The organism is Streptomyces antibioticus (genome assembly GCF_002019855.1).
GTDB lineage: Bacteria > Actinomycetota > Actinomycetes > Streptomycetales > Streptomycetaceae > Streptomyces > Streptomyces antibioticus_B.
The window spans coordinates 4415049-4438947 of record NZ_CM007717.1 but is presented as its reverse complement, the minus strand read 5'-3'; the positions used below and the strand labels follow the sequence as shown (position 1 = coordinate 4438947).

17 protein-coding genes and 1 tRNA gene are annotated in these 23899 nt (G+C 71.0%); 3 read left to right on the top strand and 15 right to left on the bottom strand.

Annotated features, from left to right (window positions below):
- Positions 1–166 precede the first annotated feature (166 nt).
- Positions 167–295 (bottom strand): DLW-39 family protein, encoded by a 129-nt coding sequence (locus AFM16_RS39695; RefSeq protein WP_003999697.1) that lies wholly within the window; start codon positions 293–295, stop codon positions 167–169.
- A gap of 327 nt (positions 296–622) precedes the next feature.
- Here AFM16_RS39695 and AFM16_RS20000 point away from each other — a divergent pair, with 327 nt between their 5' ends.
- Both AFM16_RS20000 and AFM16_RS19995 read left to right on the top strand, forming a co-directional pair.
- Positions 623–1000: a DUF6344 domain-containing protein gene (locus AFM16_RS20000; RefSeq protein ID WP_030795099.1), complete on the top strand. Its 378-nt coding sequence runs from the start codon at positions 623–625 to the stop codon at positions 998–1000.
- A gap of 294 nt (positions 1001–1294) precedes the next feature.
- A complete protein-coding gene (locus AFM16_RS19995; RefSeq protein WP_078634140.1) occupies positions 1295–2104 on the top strand; it encodes a glycosyltransferase family 2 protein in 810 nt (269 codons plus the stop codon).
- Between the two features lie 34 nt (positions 2105–2138).
- On the opposite strand, the gene AFM16_RS19990 is transcribed toward AFM16_RS19995, so the two are convergent.
- Both AFM16_RS19990 and AFM16_RS19985 read right to left on the bottom strand, forming a co-directional pair.
- Positions 2139–2324 (bottom strand): ferredoxin, encoded by a 186-nt coding sequence (locus tag AFM16_RS19990; protein WP_030795094.1) that lies wholly within the window; start codon positions 2322–2324, stop codon positions 2139–2141.
- Positions 2325–2415: 91 nt separating this feature from the next.
- Positions 2416–2934, bottom strand: coding sequence for a hypothetical protein (locus AFM16_RS19985; protein ID WP_078634139.1), 519 nt, complete (start codon positions 2932–2934; stop codon positions 2416–2418).
- Positions 2935–3366: 432 nt separating this feature from the next.
- On the opposite strand from AFM16_RS19985, the gene AFM16_RS19980 reads away from it, so the two are divergent.
- A complete protein-coding gene (locus AFM16_RS19980; protein WP_441348948.1) occupies positions 3367–8430 on the top strand; it encodes an nSTAND1 domain-containing NTPase in 5064 nt (1687 codons plus the stop codon).
- A 161-nt stretch (positions 8431–8591) separates the two neighbouring features.
- Here AFM16_RS19980 and AFM16_RS19975 read toward each other — a convergent pair whose 3' ends face one another.
- From AFM16_RS19975 to dnaA, 12 genes are all read right to left on the bottom strand, one after another.
- On the bottom strand, positions 8592–10001 hold the full coding sequence (locus AFM16_RS19975; protein WP_245177742.1) for a fibronectin type III domain-containing protein: 1410 nt from the start codon (positions 9999–10001) through the stop codon (positions 8592–8594).
- 72 nt (positions 10002–10073) lie between these two features.
- Entirely contained in the window at positions 10074–10406 is a 333-nt protein-coding gene (locus AFM16_RS19970; protein WP_143648404.1) for a hypothetical protein, read from the bottom strand.
- A gap of 5 nt (positions 10407–10411) precedes the next feature.
- Positions 10412–10648: a hypothetical protein gene (locus tag AFM16_RS19965; protein ID WP_030795084.1), complete on the bottom strand. Its 237-nt coding sequence runs from the start codon at positions 10646–10648 to the stop codon at positions 10412–10414.
- 104 nt (positions 10649–10752) lie between these two features.
- A tRNA-Ile gene (locus AFM16_RS19960) sits at positions 10753–10826 on the bottom strand.
- Positions 10827–10904: 78 nt separating this feature from the next.
- Positions 10905–11648: a DUF3566 domain-containing protein gene (locus AFM16_RS19955; protein WP_078634136.1), complete on the bottom strand. Its 744-nt coding sequence runs from the start codon at positions 11646–11648 to the stop codon at positions 10905–10907.
- 18 nt (positions 11649–11666) lie between these two features.
- Entirely contained in the window at positions 11667–14261 is a 2595-nt protein-coding gene (gene gyrA, locus AFM16_RS19950) for a DNA gyrase subunit A (RefSeq protein WP_030795078.1), read from the bottom strand.
- Positions 14262–14303: 42 nt separating this feature from the next.
- Complete coding sequence (gene gyrB, locus AFM16_RS19945) at positions 14304–16364, bottom strand: DNA topoisomerase (ATP-hydrolyzing) subunit B (protein WP_107419296.1); 2061 nt, start codon at positions 16362–16364, stop codon at positions 14304–14306.
- Between the two features lie 420 nt (positions 16365–16784).
- On the bottom strand, positions 16785–17315 hold the full coding sequence (locus AFM16_RS19940; protein ID WP_030795072.1) for a DciA family protein: 531 nt from the start codon (positions 17313–17315) through the stop codon (positions 16785–16787).
- Positions 17312–18433 carry a DNA replication/repair protein RecF gene (gene recF, locus AFM16_RS19935; RefSeq protein WP_030795069.1) on the bottom strand — a complete coding sequence of 374 codons (1122 nt, stop codon included), beginning with the start codon at positions 18431–18433 and terminating at the stop codon, positions 17312–17314. Before recF ends, AFM16_RS19940 begins: the two co-directional genes overlap by 4 nt.
- A 59-nt stretch (positions 18434–18492) precedes the next feature.
- Positions 18493–19368, bottom strand: a complete 876-nt coding sequence (gnd, locus tag AFM16_RS19930) for a phosphogluconate dehydrogenase (NAD(+)-dependent, decarboxylating) (RefSeq protein ID WP_030795066.1) — start codon at positions 19366–19368, stop codon at positions 18493–18495.
- Positions 19369–19573: 205 nt separating this feature from the next.
- A complete protein-coding gene (gene dnaN / locus AFM16_RS19925) occupies positions 19574–20704 on the bottom strand; it encodes a DNA polymerase III subunit beta (RefSeq protein WP_030795063.1) in 1131 nt (376 codons plus the stop codon).
- Between the two features lie 962 nt (positions 20705–21666).
- Positions 21667–23637 carry a chromosomal replication initiator protein DnaA gene (dnaA, locus tag AFM16_RS19915; protein ID WP_078634135.1) on the bottom strand — a complete coding sequence of 657 codons (1971 nt, stop codon included), beginning with the start codon at positions 23635–23637 and terminating at the stop codon, positions 21667–21669.
- Positions 23638–23899: the final 262 nt, after the last annotated feature.

Sequence of the window (23899 nt, the reverse complement as noted above, 5' to 3'; positions counted from 1 at the left end):
GGCCCGCGGGGCGCGCAACCCGGGAAGCGCCCGGCCCGGAGCCGACCACCCGGGTGGCGCACGCCCCCGGACAGCACTTGGACCCGCACCCGGACAACACTCGGACAACACAAAACCCCGACCGCGAGGGCGGCCGGGGTCCGGTATCAGTTCTCGGTGTCGTAAGTCACGAACCCGTGGGCACGGAGTCGGTCGCCTCCGTCCACAGATCCTGCTCGGCGCGATCCGCCTGGATCTGGCGGTACACGAGGAGCCCGCCGATGGCGGCCAGTGCGACCAGGAGAAGCTTCTTCACCGCGCGACCTCGTCTTTCCTTGACGTAGGGGACCTCTGGCGCCCGACTATACACACCGACCGATATCGATCGGTGACCTGCGTCGCCCTCCCAACTGCCGCCTTCGAGGCCGCAGTACAAGCGGATGACACCGCTCCGATCGGAGGGTGATCACACCCCCACGGACGGTCACTTGGGCCTGATTTACTGCTTTTCTCCGCTCTTGCGCCCATACGGGTGGTGTTCATCGGAACAACGCCACGCCACGAGCGTCGGTCCACCACTTCGCGCTCCGCATACACATCATGAGGAAAGTACGCAAATCGCCCAACCTGAAAGTGAGGGGCCATGACCGCGAACCGGGTCATGAAGCTGTGGACCACCATCGTCACCGCCTTCCTCGCGCTGTTCGCGGCGCTCGGAATCGTCACGACGACCGCGCCGGCCGCCGCCGCGCAGACCGGCCCGACGCGGACCGACGGAGAGAGCGCCACCGGCGCCGCCGTCGCACCCACCGCGAACTGGCCGGCCCTGGTCCCCTGGGAACGGCTGAACACCCGATCCCTGCCCCCCACCATGAAGCAGCGCATCCGCGCCGAGGCCCACGGCAAGTCCCCGAGCTGCCGGAACCGCCCCCTCGTCGACACCGAGTCGGAGTCCTGCTCCCCCGACGCCTCCGAGGACCCCGCCGAGCCCTCGGACCCCGCCACACCCCTGAAGCGCTGACCGCGCGGGCACGACGCCCCCTGTCTCTCCTTGTCTTTCCTTGTCTCTCCCTGTCTCTCCCTGTCTCTACGGTCCAGCCCCACCGCAAGACCTGACAGACCCTTCTCCACCCACCTGACGAACACGACGGAAACGGCGAACTTGCGTACAGCCGCACGATGCAGGCCCGGCAGCTCCCCGCGGAGCAACCGGGCCTTCGCCACGCCCAACTCCCCTTCCGCACACACGGCCTGAACCTTTTCCTCGGACGGTCCCGCCGGCCGGCGCCCCCGCGCGGAGCCGTAGGCTGACACCGTGTCCGAGGCCCACGACGATTCCGCGACCCGTCGGCGCATCGTCGTCGTCACCGCCGTCCACGCCCCCGCCGCCCGCCATCTGCCCGACTCCTATGCGTCGTTGTGCGCGCAGGAACTGCCCGAGGGCTGGGAGTGGCACTGGGTGATACAGGAGGACGGCACCACGGACGACGTCCGCCCGTACGTCCCCGACGACCCCCGCGTGACCTTCCGCCAGGGCCGTCCCGGTGGACCCGGCGTCGCCCGCACTCTCGCGCTCGCGCATGCCGAGGGCGCCTATGTGAAGGTCCTGGACGCCGACGACCGGCTCACCCCCGGCGCCCTGGCCCGCGACCTGGCCGCGCTGGAGCGGCATCCGGACATCGGCTGGGCGGTCTCCCGGGTCCTGGACCTGCTGCCGGACGGCTCCACCGTCGGCTTCCCCGGCGATCCGGCCCACGGGCCGCTGGAGCGCGGAAACGTTCTGTCGTACTGGCGTGCCCACGACTTCCGCGCCCCCGTGCACCCCGCGTCGCTCTGTGTCCGGCGGGAGCTGCTGACCGCGCTCGGCGGCTGGATGGCGCTGCCCGCCTCCGAGGACACCGGGCTGCTGATCGCGCTCGACGCGGTGAGCCGTGGCTGGTTCTCCGCGGATGTCGGACTGCTCTACCGCAAGTGGGAGGGGCAGGTGACCGGGCAGGCCGCGCACACCGACCCGGTGGAACGGCGGGCGCGCATGGCGGTGGTGGAGGCCAGGGCCCGCGCGCTCGCGTCCTTCGGCTGGCACCACGCCGGTCCGGCGGCGGCCGTGCAGGGGACCCCCGCCTGACGCTCGCGCCCCTCACGCCTTTCGCGCCGGTGGGTCACGTCACGCGGATGGCCTGGGCCGGGCAGTGTTCGGCGGCCTCGCGCACGTCCGGGTCGTCGCCCTCCTGCTCACGGCCCGGCAGCACGGCCCCGAACCCGTCCTCGTCGGTGAAGACGGACGGCACCCGATAGGCGCACTCGCCCGAGCCGTAACACAGCTCGGGGTCCACGGAGATCCTCATGTGCCCTCCCGGCGGCGACTGCGGAGACCATCAGGACGTGCCTGCCCGTACGGCCGGTCCGGCAACCGGGCCGGGTGCCCACCGGTGCCGGTCAGCGTCCGGAACCGGCCAAGTCCATCCAGTGCGCGATCCTGCGCAGGGTCGTCTCGTCCACGCCGTCGACCAGACTCCGTACGGCCGTCACGTCGTCCGGGGCGAGATCGTGGAGGCCGGCCCTGCCGAGGCCCGCCATGAGGACCTGGTGACGGCGGTCCTCCATACGCTCGGCGAGCTTGCCGGGGGAGGCCGGGGCCGCCTGGGGCACGGAGCCGGCAGCGGACGTAGGTGTGGGGGTGGGCGTGGGGATGGGCGTGGGGGTGGGGCTGGGCGCTTCGAAGCGGTGCCACGCGCCCTCCCGCGGCCCCCACAGCTCCACCGTCACCTCGTCCCCCCGGGTCCGTCCGGCCTGGGTCATCTCGCCGACGGCGTACAGCACGGGTCCGCGGTCCGGCGACTCGGCGCCCAGCAGCCAGGACGAGGAGGCCGGGTCGTAGAACATCGCGGCCCAGCGGGGCGGGCCCGGCGGCTGTGGGCTCTCGGGCCGGATCCGACGCGTCTGACGGGACTCCATGGCGCTCACCCCTTCCGAACGGGCACGGCACAGGGACCATATCTGACGATCCGTCAGCTATCCAGGGCGTGTGCGGGACCGGGTGCCGGAAAGGGTGCCGAAAGGGTGGCGAGAAGTGCACGCGTGAGGCGCGTGGGGTGTGGGTAGCGCTCTGGTTCCAGCGGTGCCGGGCCGTCGGTCCGGTCGGACCGGCGGCCCGGGCCACCGTGCGGAACCCACGCACGCCACACCGTTCGGAACCGGTCCCTCCCCTCGTGCGGACCGCTGCCGAACGGTGCGGGTGGCGTTGGGATACCTGTCGCGATCCTGCCAGTCCGGGCGCGTCGCGACGAGGGTTCCGGTGTCCGGTCCGGGCCTAAGCCGCAGGTCAGCCGTATAAGGTGGGTTTTCCGGTCCGGATCCAAGGCGCGGGGGAAGTAAGGGGTGGAGACCTTGAGTTTCGACTCAGGGGCACGCACGGCCTTCGCGGAACGTCTCGCGCTGCTGTACAAGGAAGCCGGCAACCCGCCGCTCAAACGGGTCTCCGAGGCCGTCGTCCGGCTCCAGCGGGTGGACGAGCGCGGGCGCCAGGTGCGGGTCTCCGCCCAGCGGATCAGCGACTGGCGACGGGCCCGGAACGTCCCGGCCCAGTTCGCCGCGCTCGCCGCCGTCCTGTACGTGCTGATCCCCGAGGCGCGCCGCGCCCGGCCCATCCCCGTCTCCGCCGGGCTGTACGACATGGCGCAGTGGCAGCGGCTGTGGGAACGCGCCCTGGCCGGTCCGGTCGGCGAGCAGTCCGCCGCGGCGGACCCGGAGAAGGAGCAGCCCGCGGAGGGGGACGCGGCGGTGCCCGGCGGGGTCTGCCCCTACCGGGGCCTGGCCTCCTACCGACAGGAGGACGCCCGCTGGTTCTTCGGCCGCGAGGGCAGCACCGAGGCGCTGGTCGCGCAGTTGCGGGCGGCGGAGGGCACCGGCGGCCTGGTCATGCTGGTGGGCGCGTCGGGGGCCGGTAAGTCGTCGCTGCTCAGCGCCGGTCTGGTGCCCGCGCTCCAGAAGGGCGGGCTCGGTGACGAGGACTGCCCGGGACGGCATGTCCTCCAGCTCGTCCCGGGCGCCGATCCGCTGACGGAACTGGCGGCGCGGATCCCGGAGCTGGGCCCACTGCTCGGGACGGGAGACCCGCTGCTGGACGCGGGGGGCTCACGCCCCGGCGACAGCCCGGAAGCCGTGCCCTCGTCCTCACCGACCCCCGGCACTTCGGGCTCACGCCCCGGCCTGCGCCCGAAGGGCGTGCCCACGCAGGGCCCGCGACCCGAGGCCGCGCCCTCGCCCTCACCGACCCCCGACACGTCGGGCCCGCGACCCGGCCTGCGACCAGAGGGCGTACCCGCGGAGGGCCCGCGACCCGAGGCCGCGCCCTCGCCCTCACCGACCCCCGACACGTCGGGCCCGCGACCCGGCCTGCGACCAGAGGGCGTACCCGCGGAGGGCCCGCGACCCGGCCCGAGCCCTGAGCCCGTGCCCACCTCCTCGCCGACCCCCTGCACCTCGGGCCCGCGACCCGGCCTGCGCACGGTGAGCTTGCCCGCAGATGGCCCGCGACCCGGCTCGCGCACGGAGGGCGTACCCGTGGAGGGCCGACGCCTCGACCTGAGCCCGGAGGGCGTGCCCGCGGAGGCCCCACGCCCCGGCCCGGACCCGGAGGCCGCACCCTCGGGGAGCCCGCAGCCCGGCTTGCGCCCAGAGGGCGTGCCCGCGCAGGACACACGCCCCGGCCCGAGCCCGGAAGCCCTGCCCTCGCCGCCCCCCGGCACTTCGGGCTCGCGCCCGGAGGGCGTGCCCGCGGAAGGCCCGCGCCCCGGCCCGGACCCGGAGGACGGGGCCCTGCCCATACCCACGCCGACCCCCGGCACCCCGGCCCCACGCCCCGGCCGACGCCCGGAGGCCGTGCCCGCCCCTTCGCCGACCCCCGGCACCCCGGGCTCGCGCCCCGACCTGCGCCCGGAAGCCGCGCCCGCGGAGGGCCCGCGCCGCCCCGGCCCGAACCCCGAGGCCGTGCCCACCCCCTCACCGACCCCCGGCACCCCGGGCCCACGCCCCGACCTGCGCCCGGAAGGCGTACCCGCGCAGGGTCCCCGCACCGGCCCCGGACCCGGCCCGGAAGCCGTGTCCGCCCCTGGCGCGTCGAGCCCGCGCCACAGCCCGAGCCCCGACGCCGTGCGCACCCCCTCGCCGACCCCCGGCACCCCCGCCTTCGCGCGCGCTGTCCGGGCGGCCGTCGTCGCCTGGGCCCGGCGGGTGGAGGCGGACTCCGGCGCGCGTCCGGTCGTCATCGTGGACCAGTTCGAGGAGACGTTCACCCTCTGCCCCGACGAGCAGGACCGCCGCACCCTCATCCGGGCGCTGCACGCCGCCTGCACCCCGTCAGGACCGGGCGAGGACGCCCCCGTGCTGGTCGTCCTCGGGATCCGCGCCGACTTCTACGAACAGTGCCTCGGCCACCCCGAACTCGCCGACGCCCTCCAGCACCGCCACATGGTCCTCGGCCCGCTGACCGCCACCGAGCTGCGCGAGGCGGTGACCGGCCCCGCCAAGGCCGTCGGTCTCGAACTGGAGCCGGGCCTCGCCGAGCTGATCGTCCGCGAGGTCAGCGCCGACGGCCCGCGCGGGGCGCACGACGCCGGAGTGCTCCCCCTCCTCTCGCACGCCCTGCTCGCCACCTGGCAGCGCCGCAAGGCCGGCCGGCTGACCCTCGCCGGGTACCGGGCGGCCGGCGGCATCCAGGGCGCGGTGGCCGCGACCGCCGAGCGCGCCTGGTCGGGGCTGGACCCGGCGGCCCGCACCGCCGCCCGGCTGCTGCTGCTCCGCCTGGTCCGGCTCGGCGAGGACACCCAGGCCACCCGCCGGCGCGGCACCCGCCGTCAACTGGCGGCGGAGTCCACGGACCCCGGCAAGACCGAGGAGTCGCTGGAGGCGCTGGTCAGGGCCCGGCTGGTCACCCTGGACGCGGAGTCCGTGGAGATCACCCACGAGGCGCTGCTGACCGCCTGGCCCCGGCTGCGGGAGTGGATCGACGAGGACCGCAGCGACCATCTGCTGCGCCAGCGCCTGGAGGAGGACGGCCGCTCCTGGGAGGGGTCGAACCGCGACTCCTCCCTGCTCTACCGCGGCTCGCGGCTGGAGCAGGCCCACACCTGGGCGAAGTCGGCGGGCGACACCTTCCTGACCCGCAGCGCGGTGGACTTCCTGGCCGCCTCGGTACGGCTGCGCCGACGCACCGTGTGGATCGGCCGGGCCGCGGTGTCGGCGCTGGTCGTGCTGGCGGTGCTGGCGGTCGGCGCGGCGGTGGTCGCCTGGCAGCAGCGCAACGACGCCGTGTTCGAGCAGGTGGTCGCCGAGGCCGACCGCGTCCAGTACACCGACCCGTCGCTCTCCGCCCAGCTCGACCTGGTCGCCCACCGGCTGCGGCCGGGCGACGAGGGCGCCAGGAACCGGCTCATATCCATCGTCAACGCGCCCCTGGCCACCCCGCTGCTCGGCCACACCGGCGCGGTGTACCTCACCTCGTTCAGCCCGGACGGCAGACTCCTGGCCACCGCCAGCTACGACCGCACGGTCCGGCTGTGGGACGTCACCGACCCGGCCCGGCCCAGGGCGCTCGGCGGGCCGCTCCTCGGGCACACGAGCTGGGTGAGCAGCGCGGTGTTCAGCCCCGACGGCCGTACCCTCGCCAGCGCCGGCGACGACGGCACCGTACGCCTGTGGGACCTGGCCGATCCGTCCCGGCCCAAGCCGCTCGGCACGCCGCTGACCGGCCACGACGGCACGATCTACCTGCTCGCCTTCGCCCCCGGCGGGCACACGCTGGCCACCGCGGGGGAGAACGGCACGGTCCGGCTCTGGGACGTCACCGACCGGGACCGCCCGGCCGGGATCGGCACCCTGACCGGGCACACCGCCGCCGTGCGCTCCCTGGCGTTCAGCCCCGACGGGCGGACCCTGGCGGCGGGCGGCGACGACAGCACCGTACGGCTGTGGAACACGGCCGACCCACGGCGGCCCGCACCGCTCGGCGAGCCGCTGACCGGCCACGACGGGACCGTGCACTCGGTCGCCTTCAGCCCGGACGGGCGCACGCTGGCCAGCGGCAGCGCCGACGACACCGTCCGGCTGTGGAAGGTCACCGACCCGGCGCACGCCACCCGGCTGGGCACCACTCTCACCGGTCACACCGGGCCCGTGTGGTCGGTGGCGTTCAGCCCCGACGGCTCGATGCTCGCCGCCGCCAGCGCGGACAGCACCGCGAGCCTGTGGAACGTCAGCGACCCGAAGTACCCCTCGCAGGTCGGCGAGCCGCTCGCGGGCAGCAGCGGCGAGATGTACGCCCTGGGCTTCAGCCCCGACGGCCGCACCCTCGCCACCGGCAGCGGGGACAACAAGGTCCGCCTGTGGTCGATCCCGACGTCGGACATGATCGGCCGCGGCGGCGCCTTCCGCCCGGACGGCACGGTCCTGGCCACGGCCGCGCGCGACGGCCGGATCCGGCTGTGGAACGTCGACGAACCGGACCGGCCCCGCCCGCTCGGCACACCGTTCATGCCCGCCGACGGCGGCGACCGCTCCCTCGCCTTCTCCCCCGACGGCCGCACCCTGGCGGTCCTGACGGCGAGCCGGGCGGTGTACCTGTGGGACGTCACCGACCCCGCCCGCCCGGTCTCGGCCGGCCCGCCCATCCGTCTCAAGACCCGGTTCATGGGCCCCGAGGCGCTGGCCTACAGCCCGGACGGCCGCACCCTCGCCACGGCGTACGAGGACCGCACCATCCAGCTCTGGGACGTCACCGCCCCGGGCCGCGTGACCCCGCTCGGCAAGCCCCTCACCGGGCCCCGGGGATTCGTCGACTCGCTCCTCTTCACCCCCGACGGCCGGACCCTGATCGGCGGCAGCGCGGACGGCGCGATCCGGCTGTGGAAGGTGACCGACCCGGCGCACGCGACCCCGCTGGGCGCCCCCCTCACCGGCCATCTCGGGCCGGTCAACTCCCTCGCGTACAGCCCCGACGGACACACCCTGGCCAGCGGCAGCGACGACGACACCGTCCGCCTCTGGGACATCGCCGACCCGGCGCACGCGACCCGGCTGGGCGAGCCGCTCACCGGTCACACCGAGGCGGTCGTCTCCCTGACGTTCAGCCAGGACGGCGACACGCTGGCCAGCGGCGGCAACGACAACACCGTCCGGCTGTGGAACGTCTCCACGCCCTCCGACGCCGCGCCCATCGGCCAGTCGATGAGCCCCAACGCCAAGACCGGCAACTTCCTGTCCTTCAGCCCCCACACCCGCATGCTCGGCGTCTCCAGCGGCGCGGACACGGTCCGGCTGTGGAACCTCGACGTCGACGAGGCCATCACCCGCATCTGCGCCACCACCCGGAACGTCCTGACGCCCGAGAAGTGGCATGAATACCTGCCCCGGCTCTCGTACGATCCTCCGTGCGACGAGAGCCAGGAGAAGTGATCCCGATCACAACTGACCCATCGGCCCGAGCAGTCGCCTCCCGATGATCAAGCACCCTTGTTAGCCTTGGCCATAGCCCGGTCGCTGGTGCATCCCCCGTCGCCAGCGACCGGGCCTTTTGCATGCCCGGCGCCCCGTCAGCCCACCGGTCAGCCCACCGGTCAGCCCACCGGCCGGGTCACGGTCCGCAGCTCGGTGGCCGGCGAGTAGTTCCCGGCCGCGTCGTAACTGCGGGCCCGGTACTCGTAGGTACGCCCGTCGGCGGGCAGCACGTCGCACACGGAGGCCGTCGCGGTGAAGGCGCGCGGGTCATACCCCTGATGCAGAACGACCGTCCACGCCTCGGTCCCCGCCTCACGCCGCTCGATCTCGAACCCGGTGAAGTCACGGATCGGCGCGGGCGTGGAGTCGGAGACGGTCGCCCGCACCCCGTCCGCACAGGTACCGAGGCTCAGGTCGGGGGCGTAGTACGGGGCGATGCCGTCGGGGATCTCCAGCCACAGCTCGTTGGTGGCGGTGGCGTCGAGCCAGGCCGGGTTGTAGGTGGTCGTACCGCCGTCGTTGGTGACGAGGACGCGGTAGTGCCCCCACTCACCGTCGGCGACGACCGGCCCGGTGGTCCAGGTGTTGCCCTTGGTGGTCCCGAGCGGGACCCACTGGTAGCTGCCGTCGACCTTGTCGTTGCTGAGCACGGTGTAGTGGTCGAAGTGCGGCTCGGTGTTCTGCGGCCACTTCAGGGTGACCTTGCCGGTCGCCTTGTCGTAACTGCCGCTCAGCGAGGTGACGACGGGCAGCGGACGGACGATGACATCGGCGCTCCCGCCCGAGGTGTTTCCGGCCTTGTCCCGGGCCCGCACCTCGTAGTAGTAGGCCGTCCGATCGTCGGGATTCACCAGCGGATCGGTGTGGGTGCGGGCGCTGGTCGCGGCGACCTTGGTCCAGGTCCCGGACCCGACGGGCCGCCGGTAGAGGGTGTACCCGGCGAGGTCCATCTCCTTGTTGGCGCCCCAGGACACGGTCGTCCTGCGGGACTTGGTGTCGTAGGCGGTCTTCACCCCGCTCGGCGCGAGCGGCTTGACCTTGTCGTACGTCGCCGAAGTCCGGGGCGTGTACGAGAACTTGACTTTGGCGGCGCCGGACCAGTTCACGTGGTCGACGCGCAGGGTGTGCTTGCCGGCGGGGACGGTGAGGTTCACGCTCTTGGAGCGGGCGGTGTCACCGGTGTTCTTCCACAGGTCGATCTTCCGCTTGCCGTCCAGGTAGACCCGGATGCCGTCGGTGGCGGACGCGGCGAACGTGAACGGCCCACCGGACCCGAAGTCCCGCGTCACCGACCAGCGCACACCGAACTTGTTCGACGGCACCCCGGACCCCGGACTGCCCGACCAGCTCTCACTGATCGCACTGTCACAGCCGGTCCGCACCGGGGAACCGGAGAACGAGGTGTTCTTGTAGAACGTCCGCTTGTACACATTCGCCGAACAACTGACATCGGCGGCAACCGCCACCCGCGGCACGACGGCCACCATCCCACCGACGACCACGGCGACCACCAAACTCTTCTGACGCACGGCACCCTTCCACGCTGTACAGAGATCAACTACAGCGTGGAGACCATCGGGCCGGGGGGATGGTTGCCCTGCTCAGGGGCCGTGTGTGCCTCCTCCGACGATCAACAACTGCTCGGGGAGCACGTCGAACTCATCCGTCCCGTCCTCGGCGGCCACATGGTGCGGATCGGTGGAGACTTTGACGACGCCTCCGGGGCGGCCCTCAGCGATGAAGTCGAGCGTCCGGCACTCCAGGGTGACCTCCACCGGAAAGACCGTCTCAGGACCGAGGTCGGCATCCCCGAAGATCGGGCACTTGTCCACCATCGTCCACATGCGGCCGTACGCATCGCGGAACACCACCTCGACCCACCCGGGAAAGCCCTCGTCGACCAGGCGAGTGGCCCGGCAGCGCAGCAGCATCACGCCTGTCACGGGCTCCATGCCGCCGCCAGGTCCTCGAACAGCGTGTCAGGTGAGGCAAGGAGGACCGTACGGAGTCTCGTCTCGAACCATGCGGGGTCCACCGGGACGCCCATGGTGCGTTCCATATGCATGACCTGGTAGCGGGCGTTGACGTCCCGGTAGACGCTGAAGAACTCCCCGCCGTCGGCCGAGGCCCGCCTGGCGATCTCCGGAATGCTTCCGTGGTATCCCCATCGGCCCACGCGTACCGGGCGACCCGCTCCTCCCACACCACGGCATCCCCTCCTGCGGCACAAGCGGTGACGTCAAAAACCCCCGGCCCAAACGGACCGGGGGTTTTCGCATGTGGGGCTAACAGGATTTGAACCTGTGGCCTCATCCTTATCAGGGATGCGCTCTAACCAACTGAGCTATAGCCCCGCCGCGCTCTGCGGTGTGTGTCCCGCGCGCTGACTCCTGAAGATTAGCGCACGACCGCGGCAGTCCCAAAATCGATAGTCACTCGTCCTCGGCGAGGGTCAGCTCGACTCCTCCGACGAAACCGGCGGAGAGGTTGTAGATGAACGCGCCGAGGGTCGCGAGGGCCGTCGCGAGGACGACGTCGATGACCGCGATGATCGACGTGAACATCAGGACGTGGGGGAGGGACAGGAAGGACTGCAGGTCGAAGCCGTTGGACTCGTTCGAGCCCGTCGCCTCCGAGATCGTTCCGCCGACCGTGGAGAAGACGCCCATGGCGTCCATGACCATCCACAGCACCGCCGCCGCGACGATCGTGCAGATGCCCAGCGCGATCGACAGCAGGAAGCTGACCTTCATCACCGACCAGGGGTCGGCCTTGGCCACGCGCAGACGCGCCTTGCGTACGCGCGGGGTCGTGCGGACCCCCGTACGCGGGCGGCGGACCGTGCCCGGCGGGGTCGCCTGGGTCGGGTAGGCCTGCGGCGGGTGGTACGGGCCGGTGGGCGCCTGCGGCTGCCGCTCACCGGGAAGCGGCGAGGGCGGCTGCTGCGCCTGGCCACGGCCGTCCGTCACGGTTGCCCCCTGGGATCCCCTGGACCCGGATCCCTGTGTGTCGGACGGGCCCGGCTTGATCGCCTTCAGTTGTGTGGTGTGGGTGTCGGCCGGCCGCGCGTTCCCCGCCGGCGCGGCGGAGCCACGACCGCCGCCGTCCTTGTCCGAGCCGGCAGACGTGCCGGCCGAAGACCCGGCGGACGTACCGGCGCCCGTGGCTCCGCTCACGATGACTCACTCCTCGTGCTACTCGGCAGAGGGCGTGTCACCCTCGTCCGTGCCGGTGGTCGCGGCACCCTCGGCGGTCTGGTCCACGGCGTCGTCACCGTCGACCTCCTCCGCCTCGGGCCCCGCTTCGGCGTTACGTGCGATGCCCACGACGGCATCGCGCTTGCCCAGGTTGATCAGTTGGACGCCCATGGTGTCACGGCCCGTCTCCCTGACCTCGTTGACTCGCGTACGAATCACACCGCCCGACAGCGTGATGGCGAGGATCTCGTCGGTCTCCTCGACCACCAGCGCGCCGACGAGCGAACCGCGGTCCTCCACGATCTTGGCGGCCTTGATACCGAGGCCGCCGCGACCCTGGACGCGGTACTCGTCGACGGCGGTCCGCTTCGCGTACCCGCCGTCCGTAGCAGTGAACACGAACGTACCGGGCCGGACAACATTCATCGAGAGGAGCTGGTCCCCCTCGCGGAAGCTCATGCCCTTGACACCCGAGGTCGCACGGCCCATGGGCCGCAGGGTTTCGTCCGTGGCGGTGAATCGGATCGACTGGGCCTTCTTGCTGATCAGCAGCAGATCGTCATCGGCCGAGACTAGTTCGGCTCCGATCAGTTCGTCGTCGGATCCGTCCTCCGTCTCCCGCAGATTGATCGCGATGACACCGCCGGAGCGGGGCGAATCGTAGTCCTTCAGCGGGGTCTTCTTCACCAGGCCGCCCTTCGTGGCGAGCACCAGGTACGGCGCCGCCTCGTAGTCGCGGACCGCGAGGATCTCGGCGATCGCCTCGTCCGGCTGGAAGGCCAGCAGGTTGGCGACGTGCTGTCCACGCGCGTCACGCCCGGCGTCCGGCAGCTCGTACGCCTTGGCCCGGTAGACCCGGCCCTTGTTCGTGAAGAACAGCAGCCAGTGGTGGGTGGTGGAGACGAAGAAGTGGTCGACGATGTCGTCTTCCTTCAGCTTCGCGCCCCGCACGCCCTTGCCGCCGCGCTTCTGCGCCCGGTAGTCGTCCGCCTTGGTCCGCTTGACGTACCCGCCGCGCGTGACCGTGACGACGATGTCCTCCTCGGCGATCAGGTCCTCGATGGACATGTCACCGTCGTAGGGCACCAGCTTGGTCTTGCGGTCGTCGCCGTACTTCTCGACGATCGCGGCCAGCTCCTCGCTGACGATGCCGCGCTGGCGGACCGGCGAGGCGAGGATCGCGTTGTACTCGGTGATCTTCGCCTGGAGCTCGTCGTGCTCCTGGATGATCTTCTGGCGCTCCAGGGCGGCCAGTCGCCGGAGCTGCATCTCCAGGATGGCGTTGGCCTGGATCTCGTCGATCTCCAGGAGCCCCATCAGGCCCGTGCGCGCCACGTCGACCGTCTCGCTGCGCCGGATGAGCGCGATGACCTCGTCGATCGCGTCCAGCGCCTTGAGCAGGCCGCGCAGGATGTGCGCGCGCTCCTCGGCCTTGCGCAGCCGGAAGCGCGTACGGCGGACGATGACCTCGATCTGGTGCGTCACCCAGTGGCGGATGAACGCGTCCAGCGAGAGGGTGCGCGGCACGCCGTCGACCAGCGCCAGCATGTTGGCGCCGAAGTTGGTCTGGAGGTCGGTGTGCTTGTACAGGTTGTTCAGGACGACCTTGGCGACCGCGTCCCGCTTGAGGACGATGACAAGGCGCTGGCCGGTGCGCGACGACGTCTCGTCGCGGACGTCCGCGATGCCGCCGATCTTGCCGTCCTTCACCAGGTCGGCGATCTTCTGCGCGAGGTTGTCGGGGTTGACCTGATAGGGCAGCTCCGTGACCACCAGGCACTGGCGGTTCTGGATCTCCTCGACCTCGACGACCGCCCGCATGGTGATCGAGCCGCGGCCCGTGCGGTACGCCTCCTCGATGCCCTTGCGGCCCACCACCAGCGCGCCGGTCGGGAAGTCGGGGCCCTTGATCCGCTCGATGAGCGCGTCGAGCAGCTCCTCGTGGGACGCCTCGGGATTCTCCAGGTACCACTGGGCGCCGGACGCGACCTCGCGCAGGTTGTGCGAGGGGATGTTGGTCGCCATCCCGACCGCGATGCCCGCCGAGCCGTTGATCAGCAGGTTCGGGAAACGGGCCGGCAGGACGGTCGGCTCCTGGGAGCGGCCGTCGTAGTTGTCCGTGAAGTCGACGGTCTCCTCGTCGATGTCACGGACCATCTCCATCGACAGCGGCGCCATCTTGCACTCGGTGTACCGCATGGCGGCCGCCGGGTCGTTGCCCGGGGAGCCGAAGTTGCCGTTGGAGTCGACCAGCGGCATGCGCATCGACCAGGGCTGGGCGAGACGGACCAGCGCGTCGTAGATCGAACTGTCGCCGTGCGGGTGGTAGTTGCCCATGACGTCGCCGACCACGCGGGCGCACTTGTAGAAGCCGCGCTCGGGGCGGTAGCCGCCGTCGTACATCGCGTACAGCACGCGCCGGTGGACGGGCTTGAGGCCGTCCCGGACGTCGGGCAGCGCGCGGGAGACGATGACGGACATCGCGTAGTCGAGGTACGAGCGCTGCATCTCCGTCTCGAGCCCGACGGGCTCGATGCGCATGGCGATGTCGCCGCCCTCTTCCGGGGTGACGGGAGTGTTCTCGTCGGTCATTGCTGGTGGGGGTCCTTCCTGGTGCGGTCAGCCAAGACCGACTCAGATGTCGAGGAAGCGGACGTCCTTGGCGTTGCGCTGGATGAACTGCCGGCGGGCCTCGACGTCCTCGCCCATCAGGACCGAGAACAGGTCGTCGGCCTGGGCCGCGTCGTCGAGGGTGACCTGACCGAGGACGCGGTGCTCCTGGTCCATGGTGGTCACGCGCAGCTCCTCGGCGTTCATCTCGCCGAGACCCTTGAAGCGCTGGATCGAGTCCTCGCGCACCCGCTTGCCGCGCTGGCGGCCCATCTCGATCAGCGCGTCGCGCTCGCGGTCGGAGTACGCGTACTCGATGTCGTCCCGGCCCCACTTGATCTTGTAGAGCGGGGGCCGCGAGAGGTACACGTGCCCGGCCTCGACCAGCGGCCGCATGAAGCGGAACAGGAAGGTCAGCAGCAGGGTGGAGATGTGCTGGCCGTCGACGTCGGCGTCCGCCATCAGGATGATCTTGTGATAGCGGAGCTTCTCGATGTCGAAGTCCTCGTGGACCCCGGTGCCGAAGGCCGAGATCAGCGCCTGGATCTCCTGGTTCTGGAGGATCTTGTCGATCCGCGCCTTCTCCACGTTCAGGATCTTGCCGCGGATCGGGAGGATCGCCTGGTACTGCGGGTTGCGGCCGGACTTGGCCGAACCGCCGGCGGAGTCACCCTCGACGATGAAGATCTCGCACTTGGTGGGGTCGTTCGACTGGCAGTCCGAGAGCTTGCCCGGCAGGGACGCCGACTCCAGCAGCCCCTTGCGGCGGGTCAGGTCACGCGCCTTGCGGGCCGCCACGCGCGCGGTGGCCGCCTGGATGCCCTTGCGGACGATGTCCGCCGCCTCGACCGGGTTGCGGTCCAGCCAGTCGTTGAGGTGCTCGTAGACCGCCTTCTGGACGAAGGTCTTCGCCTCGGTGTTGCCCAGCTTGGTCTTGGTCTGGCCCTCGAACTGCGGCTCGCTCAGCTTGACCGAGATGATCGCGGTCAGACCCTCGCGGATGTCGTCACCCGTGAGGTTGTCGTCCTTCTCGCGCAGCAGCTTCTTGTCGCGCGCGTACTTGTTGATCAGGCTCGTGAGGGCCGCGCGGAAGCCCTCCTCGTGCGTACCGCCCTCGTGGGTGTGGATGATGTTGGCGAAGGAGTACACACCCTCGCTGTAACCGCTGTTCCACTGGAGCGCGACCTCCAGCGAGAGGTTCTTGTCCTTGTCCTCCGCCTCCAGGTCGATGACCGAGGGGTGGACCAGCTCACCCTTGCGGGAGTTCAGGTACGTCACGAAGTCGACGATGCCGCCCTCGTAGTGGTACGTGACGGACTTGACCTCGTCCTTGTCGTCCGCGCCCGCCTCGTCCGCGCCGGTGACGGCCTTCGCCGACTCCCGCTCGTCCGTGAGCCTGATCGTCAGGCCCTTGTTGAGGAACGCCATCTCCTGGAAGCGCCGCGACAGCGTCTCGAAGGAGTACTCGGTGGTCTCGAAGATGTCCGGGTCCGCCCAGAAGGTGACCGAGGTGCCGGTCTCCTCGATGGCCTCGTGCTGCGCCAGCGGCGCGGTCGGGACGCCCATCTTGTAGTCCTGCGTCCAGCGGTGGCCGTCGGTCCTGACCTCGACCGACACCTTCGTGGACAGGGCGTTCACGACGGAGACACCCACGCCGTGCAGACCGCCGGAGACCGCGTAGCCGCCGCCGCCGAACTTGCCGCCCGCGTGCAGCACGGTCAGCACGACCTCGACGGCCGGCTTGCCCTCGGAGGGGACGATGCCCACCGGGATGCCACGGCCGTTGTCCACGACCCGCACACCGCCGTCGGCGAGGATCGTCACGTCGATGGTGTCCGCGTGCCCGGCCAGGGCCTCGTCGACGGAGTTGTCGACGACCTCCTGCACCAGGTGGTGCAGACCGCGCTCGCCCGTGGAGCCGATGTACATGCCAGGGCGCTTGCGGACGGCGTCGAGGCCCTCGAGGACGGTGATGGCGCTCGCGTCGTACGAAGCCGAGACCTCGCCGTTGGAGGTGGGGGCAGCGGCGGTCACGCCTTCGTCGGTGGACGGGATGTTCTCGTTGGGGTTGCCGGAATCGGCCACGAAGCGCCCTTTCTGGCACAGCACGAGCCAGGCTCCTCGGCAGGTTGCCGGAGCGGCTGCGGCATGTTGCGTTGGTAAGCCTTGATCAGCGTTGCTCAGCTTTTCCCGGGCGGTCCCCACGTTCGGGGCGGGATTGGCTTCCAGTCTACCGGTAGCACTGACAGTGATGGGGGTTTGCCGGTACCTGAGTCCCAATGTGCCGCCCTGAACCGGTCTCCGACGGGTCCCGATATGTGGAAGGGGGCTCCAAGAGGCTCACAGAGGCACTCAGCGCTTCCAGGTGTCAACCCTTGGCTACCGACGAGTCAGGTAGGAATCCGGCCCCGCCCAAGGGGCGTTCACGAGCGGTTCCCGGACCGACGAAAAGACGGCCGGGGCGGTACGCGCGTACCGCCCCGGCCGTCGAACACGTGATGCAAATCACCCGTAGGTGTCACCCGGACCCGTACTGCCGGGCGCCCTCAGCGGGCCGTACCGGCGCGGCGGACCGCCCGGACCCTGGACCTTGAGATGCCGGACCCGGCCCTGCCCCAGATCCTCGTTCAGCCGCGCCACCAGCGTCGGCGCCAGCAGCCGCAGATTCGTCGCCCAGGCCGTGGAGTCGCAGCGCACCACCAGGACCCGCTCGTCCTCGTCGTACCGCTCCGGCTCGCAGTGCTTCGCCACGTCCTCGCCCACGATCTGCGGCCAGCGGCCCATCACCCCGCCCACCGCCGCGGGCGCCTCCCAGCCCCGCTCGGCCAGCAGCCGGTTGATCGCCGGACCCAGCGCCATCGGATCGCGCCCGTCCGCCCCCGCGCCGGAGCGCAGACCGCCCCCGCGGCGCGCCTGCTTCTTCTGCTGCGCCGCGTCCCCCCGCGCGCGTGCCTGCTCCCGTGCCGCACGCAACGCCACACGCGCGAGGTCGACACCGGAGGGTTCCTTCCCGGGCACCGGTCCGTCGGTCGTCATGCCCGCTCCACCGTCCCGTCCGCCACCGTGTACCGCGCCCCCGCGAGGAGATCCGGTACGTCGTCGTCGACCGCCGCCGTCACCAGCACCTGCTCGCCCGGCGCGACCAGCTCCGCCAGCCGCTCCCGGCGGCGGGCGTCCAGCTCGGCGAACACGTCGTCCAGCACCAGCACCGGCTCGTTCCCCTCGGCCCGCAGCAGGTCGTAGGAGGCCAGCCGCAGCGCCAGCGCGTACGACCAGGACTCGCCGTGCGAGGCGTACCCCTTGGCCGGGAGCTGCCCCAGCTTGAGCACCAGATCGTCCCGGTGCGGGCCGACCAGCGTCACGCCCCGCTCGATCTCCTGCTTGCGCACCTCCGCGAGCGCCGCCATGAGCTGCGCGTAGAGATCCTCCCGCGTGTGCGCCTCACCGGGCGCGGACGGCTTGTACTCCAGCGCCAGCGGACCACCGCCGGGCGCGAGCTGCTCGTACGCCTTGTCCGCCAGCGGCTGGACCGCCGCGACCAGGTCGAGCCGCTGCGCGAGCAGCTCCGCGCCCACCCGCGCGAGGTGCTGGTCCCACACGTCGAGCGTCGACAGGTCCATGGTCCGCCCGCCGTGCCGGCGCGCCAGCGCGGCCGACTTCAGCAGGGTGTTGCGCTGCTTCAGCACCCGCTCGTAGTCCGACCGCACCCCCGCCATCCGCGGCGACCGCGCGGTGATCAGCTCGTCCAGGAACCGCCGCCGCTCCCCGGGATCCCCCTTCACCAGCGCGAGATCCTCTGGCGCGAACAGCACGGTCCGTACGATGCCCAGCACGTCACGGGGTCTGACCTGCGAGGACCGGTTGATGCGGGCGCGGTTGGCACGGCCCGGGTTCAGCTCCAGCTCGACAAGCTGCTGCCGCTCGCCCTGCCGGACCTGGGCGCGGACGATCGCGCGCTCGGCACCCATCCGGACCAGCGGGGCGTCCGAGGCGACCCGGTGGCTGCCGAGGGTGGCGAGATAGCCGACGGCCTCGACAAGGTTCGTCTTCCCCTGCCCGTTCGGGCCGACGAAAGCGGTGACGCCCGGGTCGAGCGGGACCTCGACCCGGGCGTACGAGCGGAAGTCGGCCAGCGACAGATGCGTGACGTGCATGGTCGTTCGCCGACCTCCCCAAGGTGCTCAGATACCGGCGGTGGTCCTGCCGGCTGTGGTCACTTCTTCTCGACCGCGTGGCCGCCGAACTGGTTGCGCAGCGCGGCGATCATCTTCATCTGCGGCGAGTCCTCCTGGCGGGAGGAGAACCGCGCGAACAGCGAGGCGGTGATCGCGGGCAGCGGCACGGCGTTGTCGATCGCCGCCTCCACGGTCCAGCGGCCCTCGCCGGAGTCCTGCGCGAACCCCTTCAGCCTGTCGAGGTGCTCGTCCTCGTCGAGGGCGTTGACCGCGAGGTCGAGCAGCCAGGAACGGATGACGGTGCCCTCCTGCCAGGACCGGAAGACCTCGCGCACGTCCGTGACGGAGTCGACCTTCTCCAGCAGCTCCCAGCCCTCGGCGTAGGCCTGCATCATGGCGTACTCGATGCCGTTGTGGACCATCTTGGCGAAGTGGCCGGCGCCGACCTTGCCCGCGTGCACCGCGCCGAAGTCGCCCTCGGGCTTCAGCGCGTCGAACACGGGCTGCACCCGGGCGACATGCTCGGCGTCGCCGCCGTACATCAGCGCGTAGCCGTTCTCCAGGCCCCAGACGCCGCCGGAGACTCCGCAGTCCACGAAGCCGATGCCCTTGGCGGCCAGCTCCTCGGCGTGCTTCTCGTCGTCCGTCCAGCGGGAGTTGCCGCCGTCCACGACGACATCGCCCGGCTCCAGCAGCTCGGCCAGCTCGTCGATCGTCGACTGCGTGGCGGCACCGGCCGGGACCATCACCCAGACCACGCGCGGACCCTCGAGCTTGCCCACAAGCTCCTCGAGGCTGTGGACATCGGCGAGGTCCGGGTTGCGGTCGAATCCGACGACGGTGTGGCCGGCGCGGCGGATCCGCTCGCGCATGTTGCCGCCCATCTTGCCGAGGCCGACGAGACCGAGCTCCATCAGTTGTTCCTTAGGTCGCTGTGTGGCGTGAAGGGCACCTACGCACCCGCGAGGGCACGTGCGTACCCCCGTCCGAGCCTAAACCCGGACGGTCACGCACACCTGTGGGCCCAGGCGCTCAGACGTACGGCCCCACCTGCGGGTTTTCCCCACAGGCCGGGGGAGTTTCCCACGGCCTGTGGACAAGTCCGCCGCCCTGCCGGGGTCAGCCGCTGAGCCGCACCGGCATGATCAGGTACTTGTAGGCGTCGTCCGCCTCCGCGTCCAGCGCGGGCTTGCCGCTGAGCAGCGCGGGCTTGGTGGACGTGGTGAACGAGAGCTGGGCGACCGGGGAGTCGATCGCGCTCAGGCCGTCCAGCAGGAAGGTCGGGTTGAAGGCGATCGAGATGTCATCGCCCTCGAGCTGCGCGTCGACCCGCTCCACAGCCTGTGCGTCGTCGCTGGAGCCGGCCTCCAGGATCAGCACGCCCTGCTCGAAGCTCAGCCGCACCGGGGTGTTGCGCTCGGCGACCAGGGCCACACGCTTGACGGCCTCCACGAAGGGGGCGGTCTCGATCACCGCGACGGAGTTGAACTCGGTCGGGAACAGGGTGCGGTACTTCGGCAGGTCGCCTTCGAGGAGACGGGTGGTGGTCCGCCGCCCGGCGCCCTCGAAACCGATCAGGCCCTCGCCCGCGCCCGAGCCGGAGAGCGCCAGGATGACGCTGTCACCGCTGGTCAGCGCCTTGGCGGTGTCCAGGAGCGTCTTGGCGGGGACCAGGGCGACGGCGGACGCCTCGGGGTTCTCCGGCTTCCACAGGAACTCGCGGACCGCGAAGCGGTAGCGGTCGGTGGAGGCCAGGGTGACGGTGTCGCCCTCGATCTCGATGCGCACACCGGTCAGCACCGGCAGCGTGTCGTCCCGGCCGGCGGCGATGGCGACCTGGGCGGCCGCGGAGGCGAAGACCTCGCCGGGGACCGTGCCCGTCGCGTTCGGCATCTGCGGCAGCGAGGGGTACTCCTCCACCGGCAGGGTGTGGAGAGTGAAGCGGGAGGAGCCGCAGACCACCGTCGCCCGTACACCGTCTGTGGAAATCTCCACCGGGCGGTTGGGCAGGGCGCGGCAGATGTCCGCGAGCAGCCGGCCGGAGACGAGGACCGTGCCCTCCTCCTCGACCTCGGCCTCCACCGACACCCGCGCGGAGACCTCGTAGTCGAAGCTGGACAGGCTCAGCGCGCCGTCCTCGGCCTTCAGCAGGAGGCCGGCGAGGACAGGCGCCGGCGGACGGGCCGGAAGGCTGCGCGCCGCCCAGGCCACTGCCTCCGCGAGTACGTCGCGTTCCACCCGGATCTTCACTCTTGCCGCCTCCTGCTGTTGCCGGCGCTTCTCGGCCTGCCTGGCTTCGTCGTCTGTCTCGGTGGTCCCGGTGCTCCCGACGGTCTCGATGCGATCGGTGTGATCGGCCTCTGCGACGGGAAGGACCACCGGGGACCAGTCTGACGCACCGCACTGACAGTAGGTGCCTCTCGGGGTCAAGTCGTGACGAGGGGCAGCCGGGCGCCGAAGGGCGAGTTGTGCACAGGACCCACTTCGAAACGGATTCCCAGCTATCTCTAGTTGGAAGTAGTAGTAGGGGCTGTGGATACCGTGGATAACCCCGTTTTCCCAGCTCAGAGCCCAAATTTTATCCACCGGGCCTGTGCATGGAGGCGGTGGACAACCGGGGCGTTCTGTGGAGAACAGAAAGTTCTGCACACTCCGTACACAGGGAGGGCCGACTTCTCCCCAGGTCCGTCCCCAGGTTTGCGCGTCTTTCCCACAGGGCCTCACGGCAGCTTCGTGTGACGCCTTTCACTCGACCCGGTGAGCAGCCGCATCGCGTTGCCGAACAGTGGACAGGGATGTGGAGAAGCGGATGATCGCTGGGGACAACCGGCTCCAGGCTGTGGGCGGGCGGTGGACAACTCTCTCCACAGCTTGTGGATCATTTCTCTGTCCACAGCCTGTGGAGATCCTTCGTCCACGAATCCACAACCCGGTGACCTGGTCTGATGGTCCTTCAACAGGGGGCCCTGTGGATACAGTCTGGACAACTTCCCGGTCCCCAGGGTGTGGACGGGAAAAAGTCACCGAATCTGTGGAGGAAGGCCGTAACCTCGCGGCGAATCGAACAGCGGGGGTGGACGGCGGACGACGGGCGAGGGCCGCCCCGGTGGCGTCGGGTGGCTTCACGGACGGACGAAGCGGCTTCAGGGACGTACGAAGGCGCCCCGGGGACCGTTCCCCGGGGCGCCCTCGGTGTCGGTGCGCGGTGGTGCTCAGCCGGCCTTGATGCGGTTGGTCAGCTCGGTGACCTGGTTGTAGATCGAGCGGCGCTCGGCCATCAGATTGCGGATCTTGCGGTCCGCGTGCATCACCGTCGTGTGGTCGCGGCCGCCGAACAGCGCGCCGATCTTCGGCAGCGACAGGTCCGTCAGCTCCCGGCACAGATACATGGCGATCTGCCGGGCCGTCACCAGCGCCCGCCCGCGCGAGGTGCCGCACAGGTCCTCGACGGTGAGGCCGAAGTAGTCGGCGGTGGCGCTCATGATGGCCGTGGAGGTGATCTCGGGCGCCGAGTCCTCGCCCCCGGGGATCAGGTCCTTCAGGACGATCTCCGTCAGGCCCAGGTCCACCGGCTGCCGGTTGAGCGAGGCGAACGCCGTCACCCGGATCAGCGCGCCCTCCAGCTCGCGGATGTTCCGCGAGATCCGGGAGGCGATGAACTCCAGCACCTCCGGCGGGGCGTTGAGCTGCTCCTGCACCGCCTTCTTGCGCAGGATCGCGATGCGCGTCTCCAGCTCGGGCGGCTGGACGTCGGTGATCAGGCCCCACTCGAAACGGTTCCGCAGCCGGTCCTCCAGCGTCACGAGCTGCTTGGGCGGCCGGTCGCTGGACAGCACGATCTGCTTGTTGGCGTTGTGGAGCGTGTTGAAGGTGTGGAAGAACTCCTCCTGCGTCGACTCCTTGTCCGCCAGGAACTGGATGTCGTCCACCAGCAGGATGTCCATCTCCCGGTACCGCTTGCGGAAGCTGTCGCCCTTGCCGTCGCGGATGGAGTTGATGAACTCGTTGGTGAACTCCTCCGAGCTGACGTACCGCACGCGTGTGCCCGGGTAGAGGCTCCGCGCGTAGTGTCCGATCGCGTGCAGCAGGTGCGTCTTGCCGAGTCCCGACTCCCCGTAGATGAACAGCGGGTTGTACGCCTTCGCGGGCGCCTCGGCGACGGCCACCGCGGCCGCGTGCGCGAACCGGTTGGACGCGCCGATGACGAACGTGTCGAAGAGGTACTTCGGGTTCAGCCGCGCCGTCGGCTCACCGGGCCCGCTCGGCGCGGGCGACTGCGCGGACGATCCGCCGGGCCCGCCGGGACGGTGCGGATGACCGCCGCCCGCCGACGGCTCGGGCAGCTCCCGCCGGCCCTGCTCGCGCGGGTCGTAGTCGGGGCGCTGCTGCTCGTACTGCGAGGGGGCGTACGGCGGGCGGTCCATCGCCTGCGGGCGGTAGTCCTGCGGCGGCTGGCCGTAGGAGTCCTTCGGCGGCGGCGAGCCGTACGGGTCCTGGCCGCCGTAGGAGTCCTGCCCGGCGGAATCGCCGTAGGAGTCCTGGGACGGGGAGGCGTAGGGGTCGCGCTCCGGGAAGCCCAGGCGCTGCTGCTGCCAGCCGTACTCGTCCTGCTGCGGCGGGCGCGGCCAGGCGCCCGGCTCGGGGCGCTGGTACTCCGAGGGGTAGGCGGGGCGCGCGGTGGGCAGTTGCTGGTCCTGCCGGTTGCCCGGGTGCTGGTCCTGGCGGCTGCCGGGGTGCTGGTCCTGGCGCGCGCCGGGGTGCTGCTCGCGGTCGCCGGGCGGCGGGGGCGGCTGGTCGGCGCGGTGCCGGCCGTACCCCTCGTACGGGTTGTCGTAGCCCTTGTCGTACGAGGGCAGTTCGGGTTCCTCGTAGCGCTGCGGCGCGGGCGCGGGCGGGGCCGGGGGTTCGCCGACGGAGTCGTCGACGGTGATCGCGATCCGGATCGGGCGGCCGCACTCGCGGCTCAGCGTCTCGCTGACGATCGGCGCGAGCCGGCCCTCCAGCACGTTCTTCGCGAATTCGTTCGGTACGGCGAGCAGGGCGGTGTCCGCGACCAGCGCGAGCGGCTGGCAGCGCCGGATCCAGTGCTCGTCCTTCGTCTCGACACCCTGGCCACGGCCCTCGAGGAGCTGCTCCAGTACTCGTGGCCACACTGCGGCAAGATCGGCAGGTACGTCAGCCACAGGGCACGCTCTCTCGTGGGTCCCACCTCGGTGTAAGGGTGGGACGGTCAGGGATTCACATCGGGTGGAGGCAGGGACAAAGGAACGAATCGGAGTCCAGCCACGGTAGTCAGGGCGGCGGGTACGGTTCAAGTTGTTGTCCCCAGCCTGTGGACAGTGTCTCTCGTAGACCCCTGGTTTGACCGGATGGCGTAGCCGCGCGTACCGTAACCAGGTCGAGTTGTCGATGGCTGCTGCCGCCTGCCTCCGATGGGCACAGATC

Coding starts and splice junctions, on each gene's coding strand:
- AFM16_RS19985 (WP_078634139.1), bottom strand. CDS start 2,934: ATGGAGTCCCGTCAGACGCGTCGGATCCGGCCCGAGAGCCCACAGCCG.
- AFM16_RS19940 (WP_030795072.1), bottom strand. CDS start 17,315: ATGACGACCGACGGACCGGTGCCCGGGAAGGAACCCTCCGGTGTCGAC.
- recF (WP_030795069.1), bottom strand. CDS start 18,433: ATGCACGTCACGCATCTGTCGCTGGCCGACTTCCGCTCGTACGCCCGG.
- AFM16_RS20000 (WP_030795099.1), top strand. CDS start 623: ATGACCGCGAACCGGGTCATGAAGCTGTGGACCACCATCGTCACCGCC.
- gnd (WP_030795066.1), bottom strand. CDS start 19,368: ATGGAGCTCGGTCTCGTCGGCCTCGGCAAGATGGGCGGCAACATGCGC.
- gyrA (WP_030795078.1), bottom strand. CDS start 14,261: ATGACCGACGAGAACACTCCCGTCACCCCGGAAGAGGGCGGCGACATC.
- AFM16_RS19990 (WP_030795094.1), bottom strand. CDS start 2,324: ATGAGGATCTCCGTGGACCCCGAGCTGTGTTACGGCTCGGGCGAGTGC.